The following is a 16,968-nucleotide window of genomic DNA, read 5'->3' on the forward strand; positions in this document are numbered from 1 at the left end:
GGGGAAGTGCTTCCGCTGCGTTGCTTCCTCGTGCCCCGGTGGCGGAGACGATTGGCCAACGCAGCCATTTAACGCGAAACCCCCGGTGCAAGCAAGCTGCAAGGGGCGTGCGCCTAAAATCACGGGCCGCCTTGCGCACCGCCCCCGGGGCGAAGGCCGTGTCATTCCAACCACTCAACCCCCAAACCATGTCGCTGAACAACGTCAAGCCCGGCAAGAACATTCCCGAAACCTTCAATGTGGTGATCGAGATCCCGGCGGAATCCGATCCCATCAAGTACGAAGTGGACAAGGAGTCGGGTGCCGTCTTCGTGGACCGTTTCCTGACCACGGCCATGTACTACCCCTGCAACTACGGCTACGTGCCCCAGACCCTGTCGGGCGACGGCGACCCGGTGGACGTGCTGGTGATCACCCCGTACCCGCTGCACCCCGGCGTGGTGGTGCCCTGCCGCGCGCTGGGTATCCTGAAGATGGAAGACGAGGCCGGCGTGGACGGCAAGGTGCTGGCCGTGCCCACCACCAAGATCCTCAAGATGTACGAGCCCTGGAAGACCGTGGAGGATGTGAACCCCATGCGCCTGAAGGCCATCAGCCACTTCTTCGAGCACTACAAGGACCTGGAAGAAGGCAAGTGGGTCAAGGTGCTGGGCTGGGAAGGCATCGACGCCGCCCACAAGGAAATCCTGGACGGCGTGGAAAACTACAAGAAAGCCTGATGGTGGCGGGGTGCGGCCCGCATCGCGCCCACTGCCTCATCCAGCCCGCTGGCACATGCCCGCGGGCTTTTTTCTTGCAGGGATTTCGGCTTCTGGCAAAATTGTCAGCATAAGTAACCGATGACTGCTATGCTGCCAGGGCGTGCGCGACGCTGGTGTGGCCGGCGGTGCCCGACCTGCGCGCAAGCGCGAGAACATTTCCCTAGGAGTTGCCATGTCGTCTTCCATCGCCCAGCGTCCTTCCTACGGCAACGCCAACGCCAGCGGTGCCGCGGAATACCTGACCTTCCGCCTGGGTGAGGAGGAGTACGGCATCGACATCCTGCGCGTGCAGGAAATCCGCTCCTACGAGCAACCCACCCGCATGGCGCACGCGCCGGAGTTCATCAAGGGCGTGATCGATCTGCGCGGCGTGATCGTGCCGATCGTCGACCTGCGTCTGAAGCTGCAATGCGCCAGCGCCGACTACACCGACTTCACCGTGGTCATCATCCTCAACGTGGGTGGCACGGTGTTGGGCGCTGTCGTGGATGCCGTGGCCGACGTGGTGGCTTTGCCGGCCGATGCCATCAAGCCCGCACCGCAGTTCCAGGGGCAGGTGGATTCGTCCTTTGTGCGTGGCATCGCGACCGTGGGCGAGCGCATGCTGATCGTGGTGGACATCGAATCGCTGCTCAGCAGTTCTGAGATGGGATTGGTGCAGTCGGTCGCGACGGCCTGAGGGCCTTCTCGCTGTATCTCTGCCAAGCGCGCCCATGGGCGCGCTTTTTCATGGCCGCGTCCAGCCCGTCAGCCTGCCTGCCGGAAGGGGTTGCGCGCGTGCAGATCCTCCAGGTACTGCTCCACGCCTTCGCCTTCACGCGCCAGGAACCGGTCCACGGCTTCGGCAAACGCCGGGTGCGCCAGCCAGTGGGCGCTCTGCGCGCGCACGGGCAGGAGGGCGCGCGCCATCTTGTGTTCGCCCTGCGCACCGCCTTCGAAACGGTACACGCCCTGCGCGATGCACCACTCGATGGGCTGGTAGTAGCAGGCCTCGAAATGCAGGCAGTCCACCCGTTCTAGCGCACCCCAGTAGCGGCCATAGGCCACGGATTGCATGTCATTTGGGGTGTTCACCCAGTTGGGATAAGCGCCAACAGCTATCAAACTCGTAGCGATGGGGCGGCCTGCGCGCTCCGCCACGAAAAGCACCCAGGCCTCGGGCATGTGCTGCTGCATGGCGTGGAAGAAGGCCCGCGTCAGGTAGGGCGGATTGCCGTGCTCCAGGTAGGTGCGCTCGTAGCAGCGGTAGAAGAAGTCCCAGTCTGCTGTGGTGATCTGCGTGCCCCGCAGCATGCGAAAGCACACCCCCGCCTGGGCCACGCGCCGGCGCTCCTGGCGGATCTTCTTGCGCTTGTCCTGGTTCAGGGAGGCGAGGAAGTCCTCGAAATCCGCGAACCTTGCACCGTCCATGGGCCGCCGGTTGTGCCAGTGGAACTGCACGGTGCTGCGCAGCAGCATTCCCGCCTGGTGCGCTGCAGCCAGATCCTGCTGCGCGCCGAACAGCAGGTGCAGGGACGACAGCTCCGCCTGCTTCGCCCAGTCCAGCACGGCACGCAGCAGGGCGTCCCGCGCGGCATCGTCGCAGGCCATCAGCCGGGTGCCGGGCACCGGCGTGAACGGCACGGCGGCCACGGCCTTGGGGTAGTACGCCAGCCCGTGGCGGGCGTAGGCATCGGCCCAGGCCCAATCGAACACGTACTCACCGTACGAGTGCGCCTTGGCGTACACGATGCAGGCGGCCTGCAGGTCCGTGCCCGCCCACAGGGTGAACACGACGGGCGTCCAGCCCCGGGCGGGCGTGGCGCTGCCGCTGTCTTCGAGCGCGCACAGGTAGGCATGGCGCAGGAAGGGCGTGGGGTGGGGCTGGAGCGCCAGCAGTGCGTCCCATGCATCGGCGCCCACGCGATGGATCGAGTCGTGCAGGTGCAATGCGTAAGCGGGCGTGCTGGCAGGGCAGGGTGTGGTCATGCAGTGGGCGGTGCCGCAATCAGGGCAGAGCGCATCATCTCCCCAAAGCCCGGACCGCGTGGCCGTGGGGATTTCTCCGCGGTGGCGCAGCCTGCTTAAAAATGAGGCGGTGCAGGGGCGGGCGTTATGAATCAACCACTTAAGCCGCATGTGCCCGCCTCGCCCGCAGCTTATCCACAGGTCTGTCCCTGGCCTGTGGGGACAAGCGTGCAGCCGGGGCGTGCCGCAGGGGCAAGGCGCGGCTCGGGGCGGCGCCAGGGCCCGGGTGACATAATCGTCCGAGACCAACCCGCCCCGCCATTCCCATGCCGTTCGTCATCAGCATCGCCCAACTCAACTTCGTGGTGGGCGACGTGCCGGGCAATGCCCAGAAGATTCTTGCGGCCGCGCGCGATGCCCATGCTGCCGGCGCCCGGCTGCTCCTCACGCCCGAACTGGCACTGTGCGGCTACGCGGCCGAGGATCTGTACCTGCGGCCAGCCTTCGTGCAAGCGTGCGAGCAGGCACTGGAAGGGTTGGCGGCCGCTACGGCGGATTGGCCAGGGCTGACGGTGGTCGTGGGGCACCCGCGGCGCGTGGCGCACGGGGTGGGCGAGGGGGGGCGCGGCCTGTGCCACAACGCGGCCAGCGTGCTGCGCGCGGGGCGTATCGAGCACACCTACGCCAAGCAGTACCTGCCCAACTACGAAGTCTTCGACGAACGCCGCTATTTCGTCCCCGGGGATGAGAACTGCGTGTTCGAGGTCGAGGGCGTGCGCATGGGCCTGCTGATCTGCGAGGACGCGTGGTACCCCGGGCCGGCGCGCGGCGCGCGGGAGGCGGGCGCGCAGGTGCTGGTCACGCTCAATGCGTCGCCCTACCACCTGGGCAAGGCTGTCGAGCGCGAACAGGTGATGCGCGAGCGCGTGCTGGAAACCGGCCTGCCCCTGGTCTATGCGCACTTGGTCGGCGGGCAGGACGAGGTGGTTTTCGAGGGCCGGTCCTTCGCGCTGAATGCCGATGGCAGCGTGGCGGCTCGTGCGCCAGGATTTGAGGAAAAAACGCTGCTGATCGAGGTGCAGCAAGCGCAAGCAGCTATTGTTTTGGAAGCGCAGGTGGCGCCACACGAGGGCTGGGAGGCGGAGCTGTGGTCCGCCCTGGTGCTGGGCGTGCGCGACTACGTGGGCAAGAACGGCTTCCCCGGCGTGCTGCTGGGTCTGTCGGGGGGCATAGACTCGGCGCTGGTGCTGGCCATTGCCGTGGACGCGCTGGGCGCCGACAAGGTGCGCACAGTGATGATGCCCTCGCCCTACACGGCCGACATCAGCTGGATCGATGCGCGCGACATGGCCGGGCGGCTGGGGGTGCGCTATGACGAAATCGCCATCGCCCCGCAGTTCGAGGCTTTCAAGACTGCGCTGGCGCCGCAGTTCGCCGGCCTGCCCGAGGACACGACGGAAGAGAATCTGCAAGCGCGCATCCGCGGCATGCTGCTGATGGCGCTGTCGAACAAGTTCGGCAGCCTGGTGCTGACCACGGGCAACAAGAGCGAGCTGGCCACGGGCTACTGCACGCTTTACGGCGACATGGCCGGCGGCTTTGCCGTGATCAAGGACGTGGTCAAGACGCGCGTGTTCGCCCTGGCCCGGTGGCGCAACGCCAATGACCCGTATGGCACCGGCGCGAATCCCATTCCCGAGCGCATCATCACCCGTCCGCCCAGTGCCGAACTGCGTCCCGACCAGAAAGACCAGGACAGTCTGCCGCCCTACGAGGTACTGGACGCCATCGTCGAGCGCTACATGGAAAATGACGAGCCTCTGGAAGACATCGTGCGCGCCGGCTTTGAACGTGCGGATGTCGAACGCGTGACCCGGCTCATCAAGCTCAACGAATACAAGCGCCGCCAGGCGCCTGTGGGCGTGCGCGTCACGCGCCGCAGCTTCGGCAAGGACTGGCGCTACCCCATCACCAACCGATTCAGGGCCTGAGCCCCCTTTGGCGGCCGCTGGGTCGCCGTGCCGTGCCCGCCGCTTTTTAGATATTTGAGGAGTTCCCCATGCAAATGATCACCGCCGTCATCAAGCCCTTCAAACTGGAGGAAGTCCGCGAGGCCTTGGCCGAATGTGGTGTGACGGGGCTGACGGTGACCGAGGTGAAGGGCTTCGGCCGGCAAAAGGGCCACACCGAGCTGTACCGTGGTGCCGAGTACGTGGTGGACTTCCTGCCCAAGGTCAAGATCGAGGTGGTGGTGCGCACCGAAGACGTGGACCGCTGCGTGGACGCGATCGTAGGCGCGGCGCGCACCGGCAAGATCGGCGACGGCAAGATTTTCGTCACCGCCGTGGAGCGCGTGGTGCGCATCCGCACAGGCGACCTGGACGACGCCGCGGTGTAACGAACGGCACGTCTGCCAATCCCGCGCACGCCAGCGCGGTGGGACAGCCGTCAGATCACGCTGCGCAGGGGGATGGCGCTGGCATTCGCGCCTGCGTCCTGTACCAGCGCGGTGAGCAGGGCATCGGGCTCCGTACCCACGCGGATCAGGCCCATCTGCCATTCCCCCATGAGCCCGCCATGTACCGCCTGCTGCAGGAAGCCCAGCATGCCGCCGTAGTAGCCGTCGGTGTCCAACAGGCCGATAGGCTTGTCGTGGTAGCCCAGCTGGCGCCAGGTCCAGACTTCGAACAGCTCTTCCAGTGTGCCGATGCCGCCCGGCAGGGCGACGAAGGCATCGCTGCGCTCGGCCATCATGGCCTTGCGCTCGTGCATGGTCTGCACGATGTGCAGCTCATCGCAGAAGTGGTTGGCCAGTTCCTTGTCCACGAGAGCCTGCGGAATGATGCCTACGACCCGGCCGCCTGCCACGCGCGTGGCCTCCGCCACCGTGCCCATGAGGCCGCTGCGGCCGCCGCCGTAGACCAACTGGCCGCCGTGGCGGCCTATCCAGTGGCCCACGGCGGTAGCCGCTTCTGTGAACAAGGGGTTGTTGCCCGGGCGAGAGCCCAGGTACACGCAGATCGAAAAAGCGACATCAGCCATGTAGGAACCTTTGGTAGAGCGCGGCCGCCCACACGGCTGCGCACAGCAGCAGGCTGAGCAGCACCGCTGCGCTGCCCAAGTCCTTGGCGCGCTTGGACAGCGGATGCAGTTCATGCCCGACGCGATCGATGGCGGCCTCGATGCCGGAGTTGAGCAACTCGGTGATCAGCACCAACACCACCACCGCCGCCAGTACAGCGGTCTGCATCCAGTCCCGCCCGACGTAAAGGGACGAAGGCAGCAGCAGGGCTGCCAGGCACACCTCCTGGCGAAACGCCTTTTCTTCCCAGCCTGCCCGCAGGCCCGTCAGGGAGTAGCCCGTGGCATGCCACAGCCGGCGCAAGCCGGTGCGTTGCTTGTGGGGGTGTGGTGGAGAGGAGGTGGGATCAGGCATTCGGACGGTGATTGTCGCGCTATGGGAAGGCGAACTGCAGGGGTTGTGCGCTTAGCTTGCGCGTCAGATGCACGCGTGCGTGGCCCAGTCCGCCCCTCAACCCTTGCGGCGGGGCGGCACTTCGTAATGCACCAGGCGGGTACCGGCGAGCGCGTCGTGCCAGAACTGGCGTTGCGGGTGAAATCGGCTGAGCAGGGCCCATACCGCGACCCAGCCCGCCACGATGACGGTCGCTTCGCCCGCGGACAGTTGAAAGGGCGCGGTCACCGCCAATGGGGGCAGGAACCACAGCCAGCACAACAAGTAGCGCAGCAGCGCCCGCGGTTGCGAGAGGGAGCGCCCCTGCCGATCTTCCACCCGGATGTGCCAGGTCTTCATGGCAAGCGTGTGTCCCTGGGACCAGAACCAGACGAAGTAGATGCCGAACACCACGAATAGAAAGGCCTGCAGCGCGTGGCGGTTGTCCAGCCCATGCCGCGTCTGTGTCAGGGTGCCGAACAGGTAGCCCGCGATGAACACCACCCCGAACATCAACATGCCCTCATACAACCAGCAGGCCATGCGGCGCCGCAGTGGAGGGGCGATCGCGCGGGATGCCGCCGGGGCGGCAGCGTCGGAAGGGTGGGGGGTCTGCGGATTGGCGCGCGAGGCAGTCATGCGGGACGGCGAACGGAGGTCATGCACCGATCATTGCGGCGGATGCAGGGGGGTCAGGTCCACTGGCGGTTCCGGAGCGGGTTCGGGGACCGAGGCGGGCGCAAGGGGGGGGAGCGGCGCAGGCAGTGCGGACGGGATCGTGACCGGCGATGTTTGCACGACCACGGGGGGCGGCACCGGCAAGGCCTGGGGCGAATGGAATTCCGCTGGCGGCTGGATTTTCGGAGGGTTGGGGACGGCCGGTGGCGCATTGGTGGCTGCAGGGACGCGGGCCAGTTTCTTGGGGGACACCGGACGTACCGTGGTGGCGGCGCCGGTCGGCCGCGGCGCGGCCTTGGCCGCCAGACGCTTCTTCTCTTCCGCACTCAGCGCCTGGTATGCCTCCCATCGGGCACGCCGGCTGTCGGCCGGGAGTCTGCTGGCGGCGGCATAGTTCAGTCGCGCCTGGCTGCGCTGCTGGGTGCTGAGGCTGGCCCAATCGGTAATGCGTGCGAGCATCTTCGCCTGCTCGTCCTCAGAGAGTGCGTGAAAGCCCGCCGCCAGGTTGAGCCAGTTGCGCTTTTGCCCTTCGCTGAGCACGCTCCAGCGGTCTGCAAGGGGGTAGAGCGCTTCTTTCTGAGGAGTGCTCAGTTCTGTCCAGCGGGGGCCGGCCTCGGCTTGCGGAGCCTGCCGGGGCTCGCTGTAGATTTTGTGCCTGCCATCTCCCAGCGCCTCGGCCGGGACAGGGGTACTGGGCGCCACCCGCACATAGGCAGCCATCCACCACCCCGTCGTCGCCAGCGCACCCAGCAAGACAAAAGCCAGCAAGAATGCTGGCAGGTGGGGGCGTGGGGCGTGCGGGGACGGCTCGTGCATGCAGGCAGTGATCTTATTGCGTCGTATTGGCTGTCTTGAGGTATTGCAGGAAGCCGGGGTCAGCATAGGCCGACGGGGGAAGATCGTCGGTCAGAAGCGCAGCGTCGACTTCGGCGATTTCGGTGGCCACCGTCTCGTCCTGCGCCATGTTGATGAAGACCAGCCCCACCACCAGCGCCGTCAGCGGCACGGCGGATACCAGGGCGCGCCACCAGTTGCCACCTTCGCTGCCCCAGCCGCTGAGCGTGGCGGTGGAGCCTTGCGAAGACACGTGCGTTGCCGCGGCTGTCTGACGGGCAGACTGTACGGCGGGGCGCTTGCGCTGCGCCAACGCCTGCATGCGGGCGGCGCGCAGGCGCTCGGTGATGTCGTAGGGAAGGCTGGCATTGCCTTCGCTCAGGCGCGCCGTAAGGCGGCGGGCGAACGCATCCGCGGCCTGGGTGATTTCCGGCGGGTATTCTGGAGGGCGGTTCATAGCACGATTCCTTTGGCCTTCAGTGCCTTGCTGAGGGTTTGGATGGCCCGAAAGCAGTGTGTCTTGACGCTGCCTTCGGAGCAACCCATGGCGGCTGCGGTTTCTGCGACATCCATTTCTTCCCAGTAACGCATCAAAAATGCCTCCCGTTGACGCGGGGGCAGTTCTTGGATCTCGGCATCGATATCGCGCAGTACCTGTGCGCGACGCACGGAATCCTCTGCACTCTGTGCCATTTCGCCATTGGCAGCGGCGTGTACCTCGAGAAAATCAAAATCTGAACCATCGTCCGACGGGCCCTCGAAGTCGCTCAGGCTGGAAAAAAGCGCATTGCGCGTCTTCTGTCGCCGGAACCAATCCAGCATGCAGTTGGTGAGGATGCGCTGGAAGAGCATGGGCAGCTCGGCCGGCGGCTTGTCGCCATAGTGCTCGGCCAGCTTGAGCATGCTGTCCTGAACGATGTCCAACGCGGCCTCCTCATTGCGCACATGGTAAAGCGTGCGCTTGAAAGCACGCTTGTCCACGCTTTTGAGGAAGTCGGAGAGCTCTTGTTCAGTAGCCAAAGGCAAAAACCCAAGGAGGGCGAAAGCGGAGTGCGCGCGCAGGTGCGTGCAGCAAGCTGCGAAAGGCGGATTATCGCATTGCCGCGTATTTTTTATGCCGTGCTGCGCCAACTGCATGTGTGCAGTGCAATAATGTGTACTGCAATTCAAAAAGGCAAACGGGTCCCGATCCGGCGCAACACTCATGGCGCCCATGGCCGAGGCCTCAAGTCCCAAGTCGGCTTCACAAGAGTTCGTACAAGGGGCACCCAAGGTTTTTCGTTAGAGAAATTCGCAAAGGTTGATCATGGAAATCTCCAAGGCCGAACTCACGTCGGCGGCTGCGGCCTCTCGCGGCGGCAACTCCTCATCTTCTCCCGGCGCCCAGGACCTCATGGGGTCCGAGATCCTCGTCAAGGCTCTGCAGGCCGAGAACGTCCAGTACATCTGGGGCTACCCCGGCGGCGCCGTGCTGTACATCTACGACGCGCTGTACAAGCAGGACACCATTCAGCACGTGCTGGTGCGCCACGAACAGGCTGCGGTGCACGCTGCCGACGGTTATGCCCGCGCGACGGGCGAGGTCGGGGTGGCGCTGGTGACTTCCGGCCCCGGATTGACGAATGCCGTGACGGGCATCGCCACGGCGTATATGGATTCGATCCCCATGGTGATCATCTCCGGCCAGGTGCCCACGCCCGCGATCGGGCTGGATGCCTTCCAGGAGTGCGACACCGTGGGCATCACGCGTCCCATCGTCAAGCACAACTTCCTGGTCAAAGATGTGCGCGACCTGGCTGTGACGCTCAAAAAAGCCTTCCATATTGCGCGCACCGGCCGCCCCGGCCCCGTGGTGGTGGATATCCCGAAGGATGTGTCGTTCAAGAAGACCGCTTTCCATGGTTATCCGCAGAGCGTGGAAATGCGCTCTTACAACCCCGTCAAGAAGGGGCATGGCGGCCAGATCCGCAAGGCGCTGCAACTGCTGCTGGCCGCGAAACGACCTTATATCTACACCGGCGGCGGCGTGCTGCTGGGCAATGCGGTGCCCGAGCTGCGCACGCTCGTTGACATGCTGGGCTATCCGGTCACCCACACGCTGATGGGTCTGGGTGCCTACCCGGCCACCGACCGCAAATTCCTGGGCATGCTAGGCATGCACGGCACGATCGAGGCCAACAATGCCATGCAGAACTGCGACGTGCTGCTGGCCGTGGGCGCGCGCTTTGATGACCGCGTGATCGGCAATCCCAAGCATTTCGCGCAGAACGAGCGCAAGATCATCCATATCGACATCGACCCGTCGAGCATTTCCAAGCGCGTGAAGGTGGATATTCCGATCGTGGGCGATGTCAAGGACGTGCTGACCGAGCTGATCTCTATGATCCGCGAGTCCACGACACGCCCCGACGCTGGTGCGCTGTCGGCGTGGTGGGAGCAGATCGAGGCTTGGCGCGGCCGCGACTGCCTGAAGTACGACCGCGGTAACACCGAGGTGATCAAGCCGCAGTACGTGATCGAGACGCTGTGGAATATGACCCGCGATGCGGACGCCTACGTCACCTCCGATGTGGGCCAGCATCAGATGTGGGCCGCCCAGTTCTACAAGTTCGACGAGCCGCGCCGCTGGATCAACTCCGGCGGCCTGGGCACCATGGGCGTGGGCATTCCCTATGCCATGGGCATCAAGCTGGCCAAGCCCGAGTCTGAGGTGTTCTGCGTGACGGGCGAAGGCTCGGTGCAGATGAACATCCAGGAGCTCTCCACCTGCCTGCAGTACAACACCCCTATCAAGGTGCTGTCGCTCAACAACCGCTACTTGGGCATGGTGCGCCAGTGGCAAGAAATTGAATACTCGGGCCGCTACAGCCACAGCTACATGGATGCGCTGCCCAACTTCGTGAAGCTGGCCGAGGCCTATGGCCACGTGGGCATGCTCATCGAGCGCCCGCAGGACGTGGAGCCGGCGCTGCGCGAAGCGCGCAAGCTCAAGGACCGCACGGTGTTCCTGGACTTCCGGACCGACCCCACCGAGAACGTGTTCCCGATGGTGCAGGCTGGCAAAGGCATCACCGAGATGCTGCTGGGGTCGGAAGACCTTTAAGCATCAAAAAGGCCTGTAACGCTTGCCTGGCAAGCGCTAACAGCTATTTATTTAATAGCGTTTTCTGACGAATCTATTGTCTGCCAAGCCTGGCGCTTACCGGCGCCAGGGGAGGGCAGCGAGAAGAGGAAGCTCATCCCATGAAACACATCATCGCCGTCCTGCTGGAGAACGAACCGGGTGCGCTGTCGCGCGTCGTTGGGCTGTTTTCCGCGCGGGGCTACAACATCGAATCGCTGACCGTGGCGCCCACCGAGGACGCGTCCCTGTCGCGCATGACCATCCAGACCCATGGATCGGAAGACGTGATCGAGCAGATCACCAAGCACCTGAACCGCCTCATCGAGGTGGTCAAGGTGGTTGACCTGACCGAAGGCGCCTACACCGAGCGCGAACTCATGATGGTGAAGGTGCGCGCCGTGGGCAAGGAGCGCGAAGAGATGAAGCGCATGGCCGACATCTTTCGCGGACGCATCATCGACGTGACCGAAAAGAGCTACACGATCGAGCTGACCGGCGACCAGTCCAAGAACGACGCTTTCCTGCAGGCCATCGACCGTACCGCCATTTTGGAGACGGTGCGCACGGGCGCCAGCGGCATCGGCCGTGGCGAACGCATCCTGCGTGTGTAAGTACGACAATCCCTCGTTTTCCTTTCCCCCTGAACAGAATCCCAACCGGAGCGACCATGAAAGTTTTCTACGACAAAGACTGTGATCTGAGCCTCATCAAGGGCAAGACCGTGGCCATCATCGGCTATGGCAGCCAAGGCCACGCCCATGCCCAAAACCTCAACGACAGCGGCGTGAAGGTCGTGGTCGGCTTGCGCAAGGGTGGCGCTTCGTGGGACAAGGTCGGCAAGGCCGGCCTGACGGTCAAGGAAGTGAACGACGCCGTGAAGGAAGCCGACGTCGTCATGATCCTGCTGCCCGACGAGCAGATCGCCGAGGTCTACAAGAACAACGTCGAGCCCCACATCAAGCAGGGCGCCTCGCTGGCCTTCGCCCACGGCTTCAACGTGCACTACAACCAGGTCGTGCCCCGCGCCGATCTGGATGTGTGGATGGTGGCGCCCAAGGCCCCCGGCCACACCGTGCGCAACACCTACACCCAGGGCGGCGGCGTGCCCCACCTGGTGGCCGTGCACCAGGACAAGTCCGGCAAGGCGCGTGACCTGGCGCTGTCCTACGCCATGGCCAATGGCGGCGGCAAGGCCGGCATCATCGAGACCAACTTCAAGGAAGAGACCGAGACCGACCTGTTCGGCGAGCAGGCCGTGCTGTGCGGTGGCGCTGTCGAGCTGATCAAGATGGGCTACGAGACGCTGGTGGAAGCCGGCTACGCCCCCGAGATGGCCTACTTCGAGTGCCTGCACGAACTCAAGCTCATCGTGGACCTGATCTACGAAGGCGGCATCGCCAACATGAACTACTCGATCTCGAACAACGCCGAGTTCGGCGAGTATGTGACCGGCCCTGAAGTGATCAACGAGCAGTCGCGCGCCGCCATGCGCAATGCCTTGAAGCGCATCCAGAACGGCGACTACGCCAAGATGTTCATCCAGGAAGGCCGCCTGAACTACCCGAGCATGACGGCCCGCCGCCGCAACACCGCCGACCACAGCATCGAAGTGGTGGGTGCCCAACTGCGTGCGATGATGCCCTGGATCGCCAAGAACAAGCTGGTGGACCAGACGCGCAACTGATGCGCGAGCGCGGCCGGGCCGCGCTGGCGTCTTTCCCCAAGGCCACCCCGGTGGCCTTTTTTGCGTGCGGGGCAGCGGCTACACTGCGTCCTTTTCCGCACGCGTGTGCGGAATAAAAATACTATTGATTTAATAGCTGTTGGCGCTTGCTGGATGGGCGCTGGAGGTCGATTGAATGCATGATGGCAACGACGCCGCCGAAAACACGGGCGTGATGGTGCGCAAGCGCCGCAAGGGCATCTACATCCTGCCCAACCTGTTCACGCTGGCAGCGTTGTTTGGCGGGTTCTACGCCATTGTCATGGCCATGAATGGCCGCTTCGACTATGCGGCGGTGGGAGTGTTCTGCGCCATGGTGCTGGACAGCCTGGATGGCCGCGTGGCGCGCATGACCAACACGCAAAGCGCGTTCGGCGAGCAGATGGATTCGCTGTCGGACATGGTGTCCTTCGGCGTGGCGCCTGCACTGATCGCCTACGAGTGGGCCCTCAGCGGCCTGGGGCGCTGGGGCTGGATCGCGGCCTTCGTCTACTGTTCATGCGCTGCCCTGCGGCTGGCGCGCTTCAACGTCAACACCGGCACCGTGGACAAGCGCTGGTTCCAGGGGCTTCCATCTCCGGCCGCGGCGGCGCTGGTGACGGGCTTCATCTGGCTGCTGTCCGACGCGGGTGTGCAGCGTGGGCAGGACGGCCTGCTGACCTGGAGCCAGCTCACCTGGGTGATGTTCGGGCTGACGCTGTACGCCGGGCTCACCATGGTGACCAATGCGCCGTTCTACAGCTTCAAGGACCTGCACCTCAAGCGCAGCGTGCCCTTTACGGCCATTGTGCTCATCGTGCTGGGGATCGCCATCATCAACATCCATGCGCCCACGGTGCTGTTCAGCATTTTCGTGGCTTATGGATTGAGCGGCTACGGCGTGTATGCATGGCGGCGCGCCAAGGGGTATCGGGCCAGCGTGATCAGCACCTCCAAGGACGAGCCCGAGGAGCGCGGGTTGCACGAGTAGCCCTGCGTGTCGCCGTGGGTTTTTTGTGCTAGAGTCGTTCGCATGCATTTCCTGTCGCTAGCACTACTACTGAACTTGTCCCTCGGGCAGGCATAGTAGCGCGCGCGTACACACCTACTTCCCACGGCCCGTGAGCACCAGCGACGGGCCGTTTTTGTTTTTCCGGGGTCGCTGGAGCACAGGTCAGACACCTACCTTGTTCCACGAAAGAGAGAATTCCGATGCTGCAGAACCCCGCCGCCAAATACCGTCCCTTTGCCCCCGTGCGCCTGACGGACCGCACCTGGCCCGACGCGGTGATCGACCGCGCGCCCATCTGGTGCAGTGTGGACCTGCGCGACGGCAACCAGGCGTTGATCGAGCCCATGGATATCGCGCGCAAGACGCGCATGTTCGAGCAACTGGTGAAGATCGGATTCAAGGAGATCGAGGTGGGCTTCCCGTCGGCCTCCCAGGTCGAGTTCGACTTCGTGCGCAAGCTCATCGAGGAAGACCGCATTCCTGACGACGTGACCATTCAGGTGCTGACCCAGGCGCGTGATCATCTGATCCGTCGCACGTTTGAGGCACTGGAAGGCGCGCCCCGCGCCATCGTCCACCTCTATAACGCCACCGCGCCTGTGATGCGCCGCGTGGTGCTGGACATGAGCGAGGACGAAATCGTGGAACTGGCGCGTGGCAACGCGCAGATGTTCAAGGACATTGCTGCCCAGTACCCCCTTACCGACTGGACGTTCCAGTATTCGCCTGAGATGTACTCGGACACCGAACTGGAGTTTTCCAAGCGTGTGATCGATGCGGTGACCGACGTGTGGCAGCCGACACCCCAGAAGAAGTGCATCATCAATCTGCCGACCACGGTGGAGCATTCCACGCCGAACATCTTCGCGGACATGGTCGAGTGGACGCACCGCCACATCCAGCGCCGCGACTGCGTGGTGCTGTCGGTGCACCCGCACAACGACCGCGGCACCGGCACGGCAACGGCGGAGCTGGCCTTGATGGCGGGCGCCGACCGCCTGGAGGGCTGCCTCTTCGGCAACGGCGAACGTACGGGTAACCTGGACGTGGTGAACGTGGCCCTCAACATGTACACGCAAGGCGTGCATCCGGGGCTGGACTTTTCGGACATCGACGGCATCCGCAGCACCGTGGAGTATTGCAACCAGTTACCCGTGCACCCGCGCCATCCGTACGTGGGCGATCTGGTCTATACCTCGTTCTCCGGTTCGCATCAGGACGCCATCAAGAAAGCATTTGCCGCCCGGCGCGAGGGCGACATCTGGGAGATGCCCTACCTGCCGATCGATCCCAAGGATCTGGGGCGCAGTTATGAAGCCATCATTCGCGTCAACAGCCAGTCCGGCAAGGGTGGCATCGCGTATCTGTTGGAGAGTGAATACGGCGTGCAACTGCCGCGGCGCTTGCAGATCGAGTTCAGCCAGGCAGTGCAGCGCGCAATGGACGCCAGCGGCAAGGAGCTCACGGCCGCCGATCTGTGGAGTTTGTTCGAGCGCGAATACCATCTGGACGAGGCAGCAACGCCGGTATACCGTATGGAAGGCGAAAACGGCACGGTTGCATTGCGCGGACAACTGCCCTGGCAAGGCCAGACGCTGCAGATTGAAGGCGAAGGCACAGGCCCGATCGACGCATTCGTGCAGGCCGTGGCCGCTGCGCTGGACTGCGATGTGCGCGTGCTGGACTACAACGAACATGCCATCAGCGAGGGCGCCCACGCCAAGGCCGTGGCCTATGTCGAGATGCGCATCGATGATCGCCACACCGTATATGGGGTGGGCATGGATGCCAATATCGTGTCAGCCTCGATCCGTGCCATTCTTTCGGGGCTGCAGCGTGCTCCGCAAATACAAGCCCAGGTGATGGTTGCCTGATTCCCTATCCCCACAACGACCTCAAGAGACGATCCATGACCGACAAGCTCATCATTTTCGACACCACCTTGCGCGACGGCGAGCAGTCGCCGGGAGCTTCCATGACGCGCGATGAAAAGCTGCGCATTGCCCGTCAACTGGAGCGGCTGCGTGTGGATGTGATCGAGGCGGGTTTTGCCGCCAGTTCCAACGGCGACTTCGAATCGGTGCAGGCCATTGCGCGCGCAGTGAAGGACTCCACGGTCTGCTCGCTGGCACGTGCCAACGACCGGGACATCGCACGTGCTGCCGAGGCGCTCAAAGAGGCAAACCGCGCGCGCATCCACACATTCATCGCCACCAGCGCGCTGCACATGGAAAAGAAGCTGCGCATGACGCCCGAGCAGGTGCTGGAGCAAGCCAGGCAGGCGGTGCGTTTTGCACGCAACCTGGTGGAGGACATCGAATTCAGCCCCGAGGATGGCTACCGCAGCGATCCGGACTTCCTGTGCCGCGTGATCGAGACGGTGATCGCGGAGGGCGCCACCACCATCAACGTGCCCGACACCGTGGGTTACGCCATTCCCGAGCTGTACGGCAACTTCATCAAGAACCTTCGCGAGCGCATTCCCAACAGTGACAAGGCCATCTGGTCCGTGCACTGCCACAACGATCTGGGCATGGCGGTCGCCAACTCGCTGGCGGGTGTGAAGATCGGCGGGGCACGCCAGGTGGAGTGCACCATCAACGGCCTGGGAGAGCGTGCGGGCAACTGTTCGCTGGAGGAGGTGGTGATGGCCGTGAAGACGCGGCGCGACTACTTCGGCCTGGACGTCGGCATCGATACCCAGCACATCGTGGCCGCCAGCCGCATGGTCAGCCAGACCACCGGCTTTGTGGTGCAGCCCAACAAGGCCGTGGTGGGCGCCAATGCGTTCGCCCACGCCTCGGGCATCCACCAGGACGGCGTGCTCAAGGCGCGCGACACGTACGAGATCATGCGCGCCGAGGACGTGGGCTGGAGCGCCAACAAGATCGTGCTGGGCAAACTCAGTGGCCGCAATGCGTTCAAGCAACGTCTGCAGGAACTGGGCGTCCAGTTGGAGAGCGAAGGCGAAATCAACGTGGCGTTTGCCAAATTCAAGGAACTCGCAGACCGCAAGAGCGAGATCTTTGACGAGGACATCCTGGCACTCGTGAGCGACGAAAGCGTGACCAGCGAGAAGGAGCAGTTCGGCTTCGTGTCCCTGGCGCAGCACAGCGAAACGGGCGAGCGGCCCGAGGCGACCATCGTGTTCACCGTGGACGGCAAGGAAGTCCGCAGCTCCTCGGAGGGCAACGGCCCGGTCGATGCCTCGATGAAGGCCATCGAGGCGCATGTGCGCAGCGGTGCCGAGATGGTGCTGTACTCGGTGAATGCCATCAGTGGCTCCACCGAAAGCCAGGGCGAAGTCACCGTGCGGTTGCAGAGCGCCGGCCGCGTGGTGAATGGCGTAGGGGCCGACCCCGACATCGTGGTGGCATCGGCCAAGGCCTACCTCAGTGCCCTGAATAAATTACAAAGTAAAGCTGAGCGCGTGGCAGCGCAGGGCTGATACCGCAT

At 64.2% G+C, this 16,968-nt stretch carries 17 protein-coding genes; 10 read left to right on the forward strand and 7 right to left on the reverse strand.

Annotated features, from left to right (window positions below; translation table 11 throughout):
* The first annotated feature begins 188 nt into the window (after positions 1-188).
* Both ppa and BA022_RS03510 read left to right on the forward strand, forming a co-directional pair.
* Positions 189-719 (forward strand): inorganic diphosphatase, encoded by a 531-nt coding sequence (gene ppa, locus BA022_RS03505; protein WP_015913465.1) that lies wholly within the window; start codon positions 189-191, stop codon positions 717-719.
* A gap of 214 nt (positions 720-933) precedes the next feature.
* Positions 934-1,440 carry a chemotaxis protein CheW gene (locus tag BA022_RS03510; protein WP_047351342.1) on the forward strand — a complete coding sequence of 169 codons (507 nt, stop codon included), beginning with the start codon at positions 934-936 and terminating at the stop codon, positions 1,438-1,440.
* Positions 1,441-1,508: 68 nt separating this feature from the next.
* Here BA022_RS03510 and BA022_RS03515 read toward each other — a convergent pair whose 3' ends face one another.
* Positions 1,509-2,729 (reverse strand): GNAT family N-acetyltransferase, encoded by a 1,221-nt coding sequence (locus tag BA022_RS03515; RefSeq protein ID WP_088886582.1) that lies wholly within the window; start codon positions 2,727-2,729, stop codon positions 1,509-1,511.
* A gap of 305 nt (positions 2,730-3,034) precedes the next feature.
* On the opposite strand from BA022_RS03515, the gene BA022_RS03520 reads away from it, so the two are divergent.
* Positions 3,035-4,699, forward strand: a complete 1,665-nt coding sequence (locus BA022_RS03520) for an NAD+ synthase (protein WP_088886583.1) — start codon at positions 3,035-3,037, stop codon at positions 4,697-4,699.
* Between the two features lie 68 nt (positions 4,700-4,767).
* The gene (locus BA022_RS03525) at positions 4,768-5,106 is read left to right on the forward strand and encodes a P-II family nitrogen regulator (RefSeq protein ID WP_011805026.1); all 339 of its coding nucleotides are present in this window, start codon (positions 4,768-4,770) and stop codon (positions 5,104-5,106) included.
* 50 nt (positions 5,107-5,156) lie between these two features.
* Here BA022_RS03525 and BA022_RS03530 read toward each other — a convergent pair whose 3' ends face one another.
* The 6 genes from BA022_RS03530 to BA022_RS03555 all read right to left on the reverse strand — a co-directional run bounded on the left by BA022_RS03530 (position 5,157) and on the right by BA022_RS03555 (position 8,694).
* Positions 5,157-5,750, reverse strand: coding sequence for an LOG family protein (locus tag BA022_RS03530; protein ID WP_088886584.1), 594 nt, complete (start codon positions 5,748-5,750; stop codon positions 5,157-5,159).
* Entirely contained in the window at positions 5,743-6,144 is a 402-nt protein-coding gene (locus tag BA022_RS03535) for a diacylglycerol kinase (RefSeq protein WP_088886585.1), read from the reverse strand. The genes BA022_RS03530 and BA022_RS03535 overlap by 8 nt, the downstream gene beginning before the upstream one ends.
* Positions 6,145-6,240: 96 nt before the next feature.
* Positions 6,241-6,801: an RDD family protein gene (locus tag BA022_RS03540; protein ID WP_088886586.1), complete on the reverse strand. Its 561-nt coding sequence runs from the start codon at positions 6,799-6,801 to the stop codon at positions 6,241-6,243.
* A gap of 30 nt (positions 6,802-6,831) precedes the next feature.
* Complete coding sequence (locus tag BA022_RS03545; protein WP_047351336.1) at positions 6,832-7,656, reverse strand: DUF3106 domain-containing protein; 825 nt, start codon at positions 7,654-7,656, stop codon at positions 6,832-6,834.
* Positions 7,657-7,669: 13 nt separating this feature from the next.
* Complete coding sequence (locus BA022_RS03550) at positions 7,670-8,131, reverse strand: DUF3619 family protein (protein WP_011805031.1); 462 nt, start codon at positions 8,129-8,131, stop codon at positions 7,670-7,672.
* A complete protein-coding gene (locus BA022_RS03555; protein ID WP_011805032.1) occupies positions 8,128-8,694 on the reverse strand; it encodes an RNA polymerase sigma factor in 567 nt (188 codons plus the stop codon). The genes BA022_RS03550 and BA022_RS03555 overlap by 4 nt, the downstream gene beginning before the upstream one ends.
* A 286-nt stretch (positions 8,695-8,980) precedes the next feature.
* Here BA022_RS03555 and BA022_RS03560 point away from each other — a divergent pair, with 286 nt between their 5' ends.
* From BA022_RS03560 to BA022_RS03585, 6 genes are all read left to right on the forward strand, one after another.
* Positions 8,981-10,777 (forward strand): acetolactate synthase 3 catalytic subunit, encoded by a 1,797-nt coding sequence (locus BA022_RS03560; RefSeq protein ID WP_088888501.1) that lies wholly within the window; start codon positions 8,981-8,983, stop codon positions 10,775-10,777.
* Positions 10,778-10,917: 140 nt separating this feature from the next.
* A complete protein-coding gene (gene ilvN / locus BA022_RS03565; protein WP_011805034.1) occupies positions 10,918-11,409 on the forward strand; it encodes an acetolactate synthase small subunit in 492 nt (163 codons plus the stop codon).
* Positions 11,410-11,465: 56 nt separating this feature from the next.
* Positions 11,466-12,482: a ketol-acid reductoisomerase gene (gene ilvC, locus BA022_RS03570; RefSeq protein WP_011805035.1), complete on the forward strand. Its 1,017-nt coding sequence runs from the start codon at positions 11,466-11,468 to the stop codon at positions 12,480-12,482.
* Between the two features lie 175 nt (positions 12,483-12,657).
* On the forward strand, positions 12,658-13,491 hold the full coding sequence (gene pssA, locus BA022_RS03575) for a CDP-diacylglycerol--serine O-phosphatidyltransferase (RefSeq protein WP_011805036.1): 834 nt from the start codon (positions 12,658-12,660) through the stop codon (positions 13,489-13,491).
* A 221-nt stretch (positions 13,492-13,712) separates the two neighbouring features.
* Positions 13,713-15,386 (forward strand): 2-isopropylmalate synthase, encoded by a 1,674-nt coding sequence (leuA, locus tag BA022_RS03580; RefSeq protein ID WP_088886587.1) that lies wholly within the window; start codon positions 13,713-13,715, stop codon positions 15,384-15,386.
* Positions 15,387-15,421: 35 nt separating this feature from the next.
* Positions 15,422-16,960: a 2-isopropylmalate synthase gene (locus tag BA022_RS03585; RefSeq protein WP_011805038.1), complete on the forward strand. Its 1,539-nt coding sequence runs from the start codon at positions 15,422-15,424 to the stop codon at positions 16,958-16,960.
* The last annotated feature ends 8 nt before the right edge of the window (positions 16,961-16,968 follow it).

The sequence above is a fragment of the Diaphorobacter nitroreducens genome, assembly GCF_002214645.1.
GTDB classification, from domain to species: Bacteria; Pseudomonadota; Gammaproteobacteria; order Burkholderiales; family Burkholderiaceae_C; genus Diaphorobacter; species Diaphorobacter nitroreducens.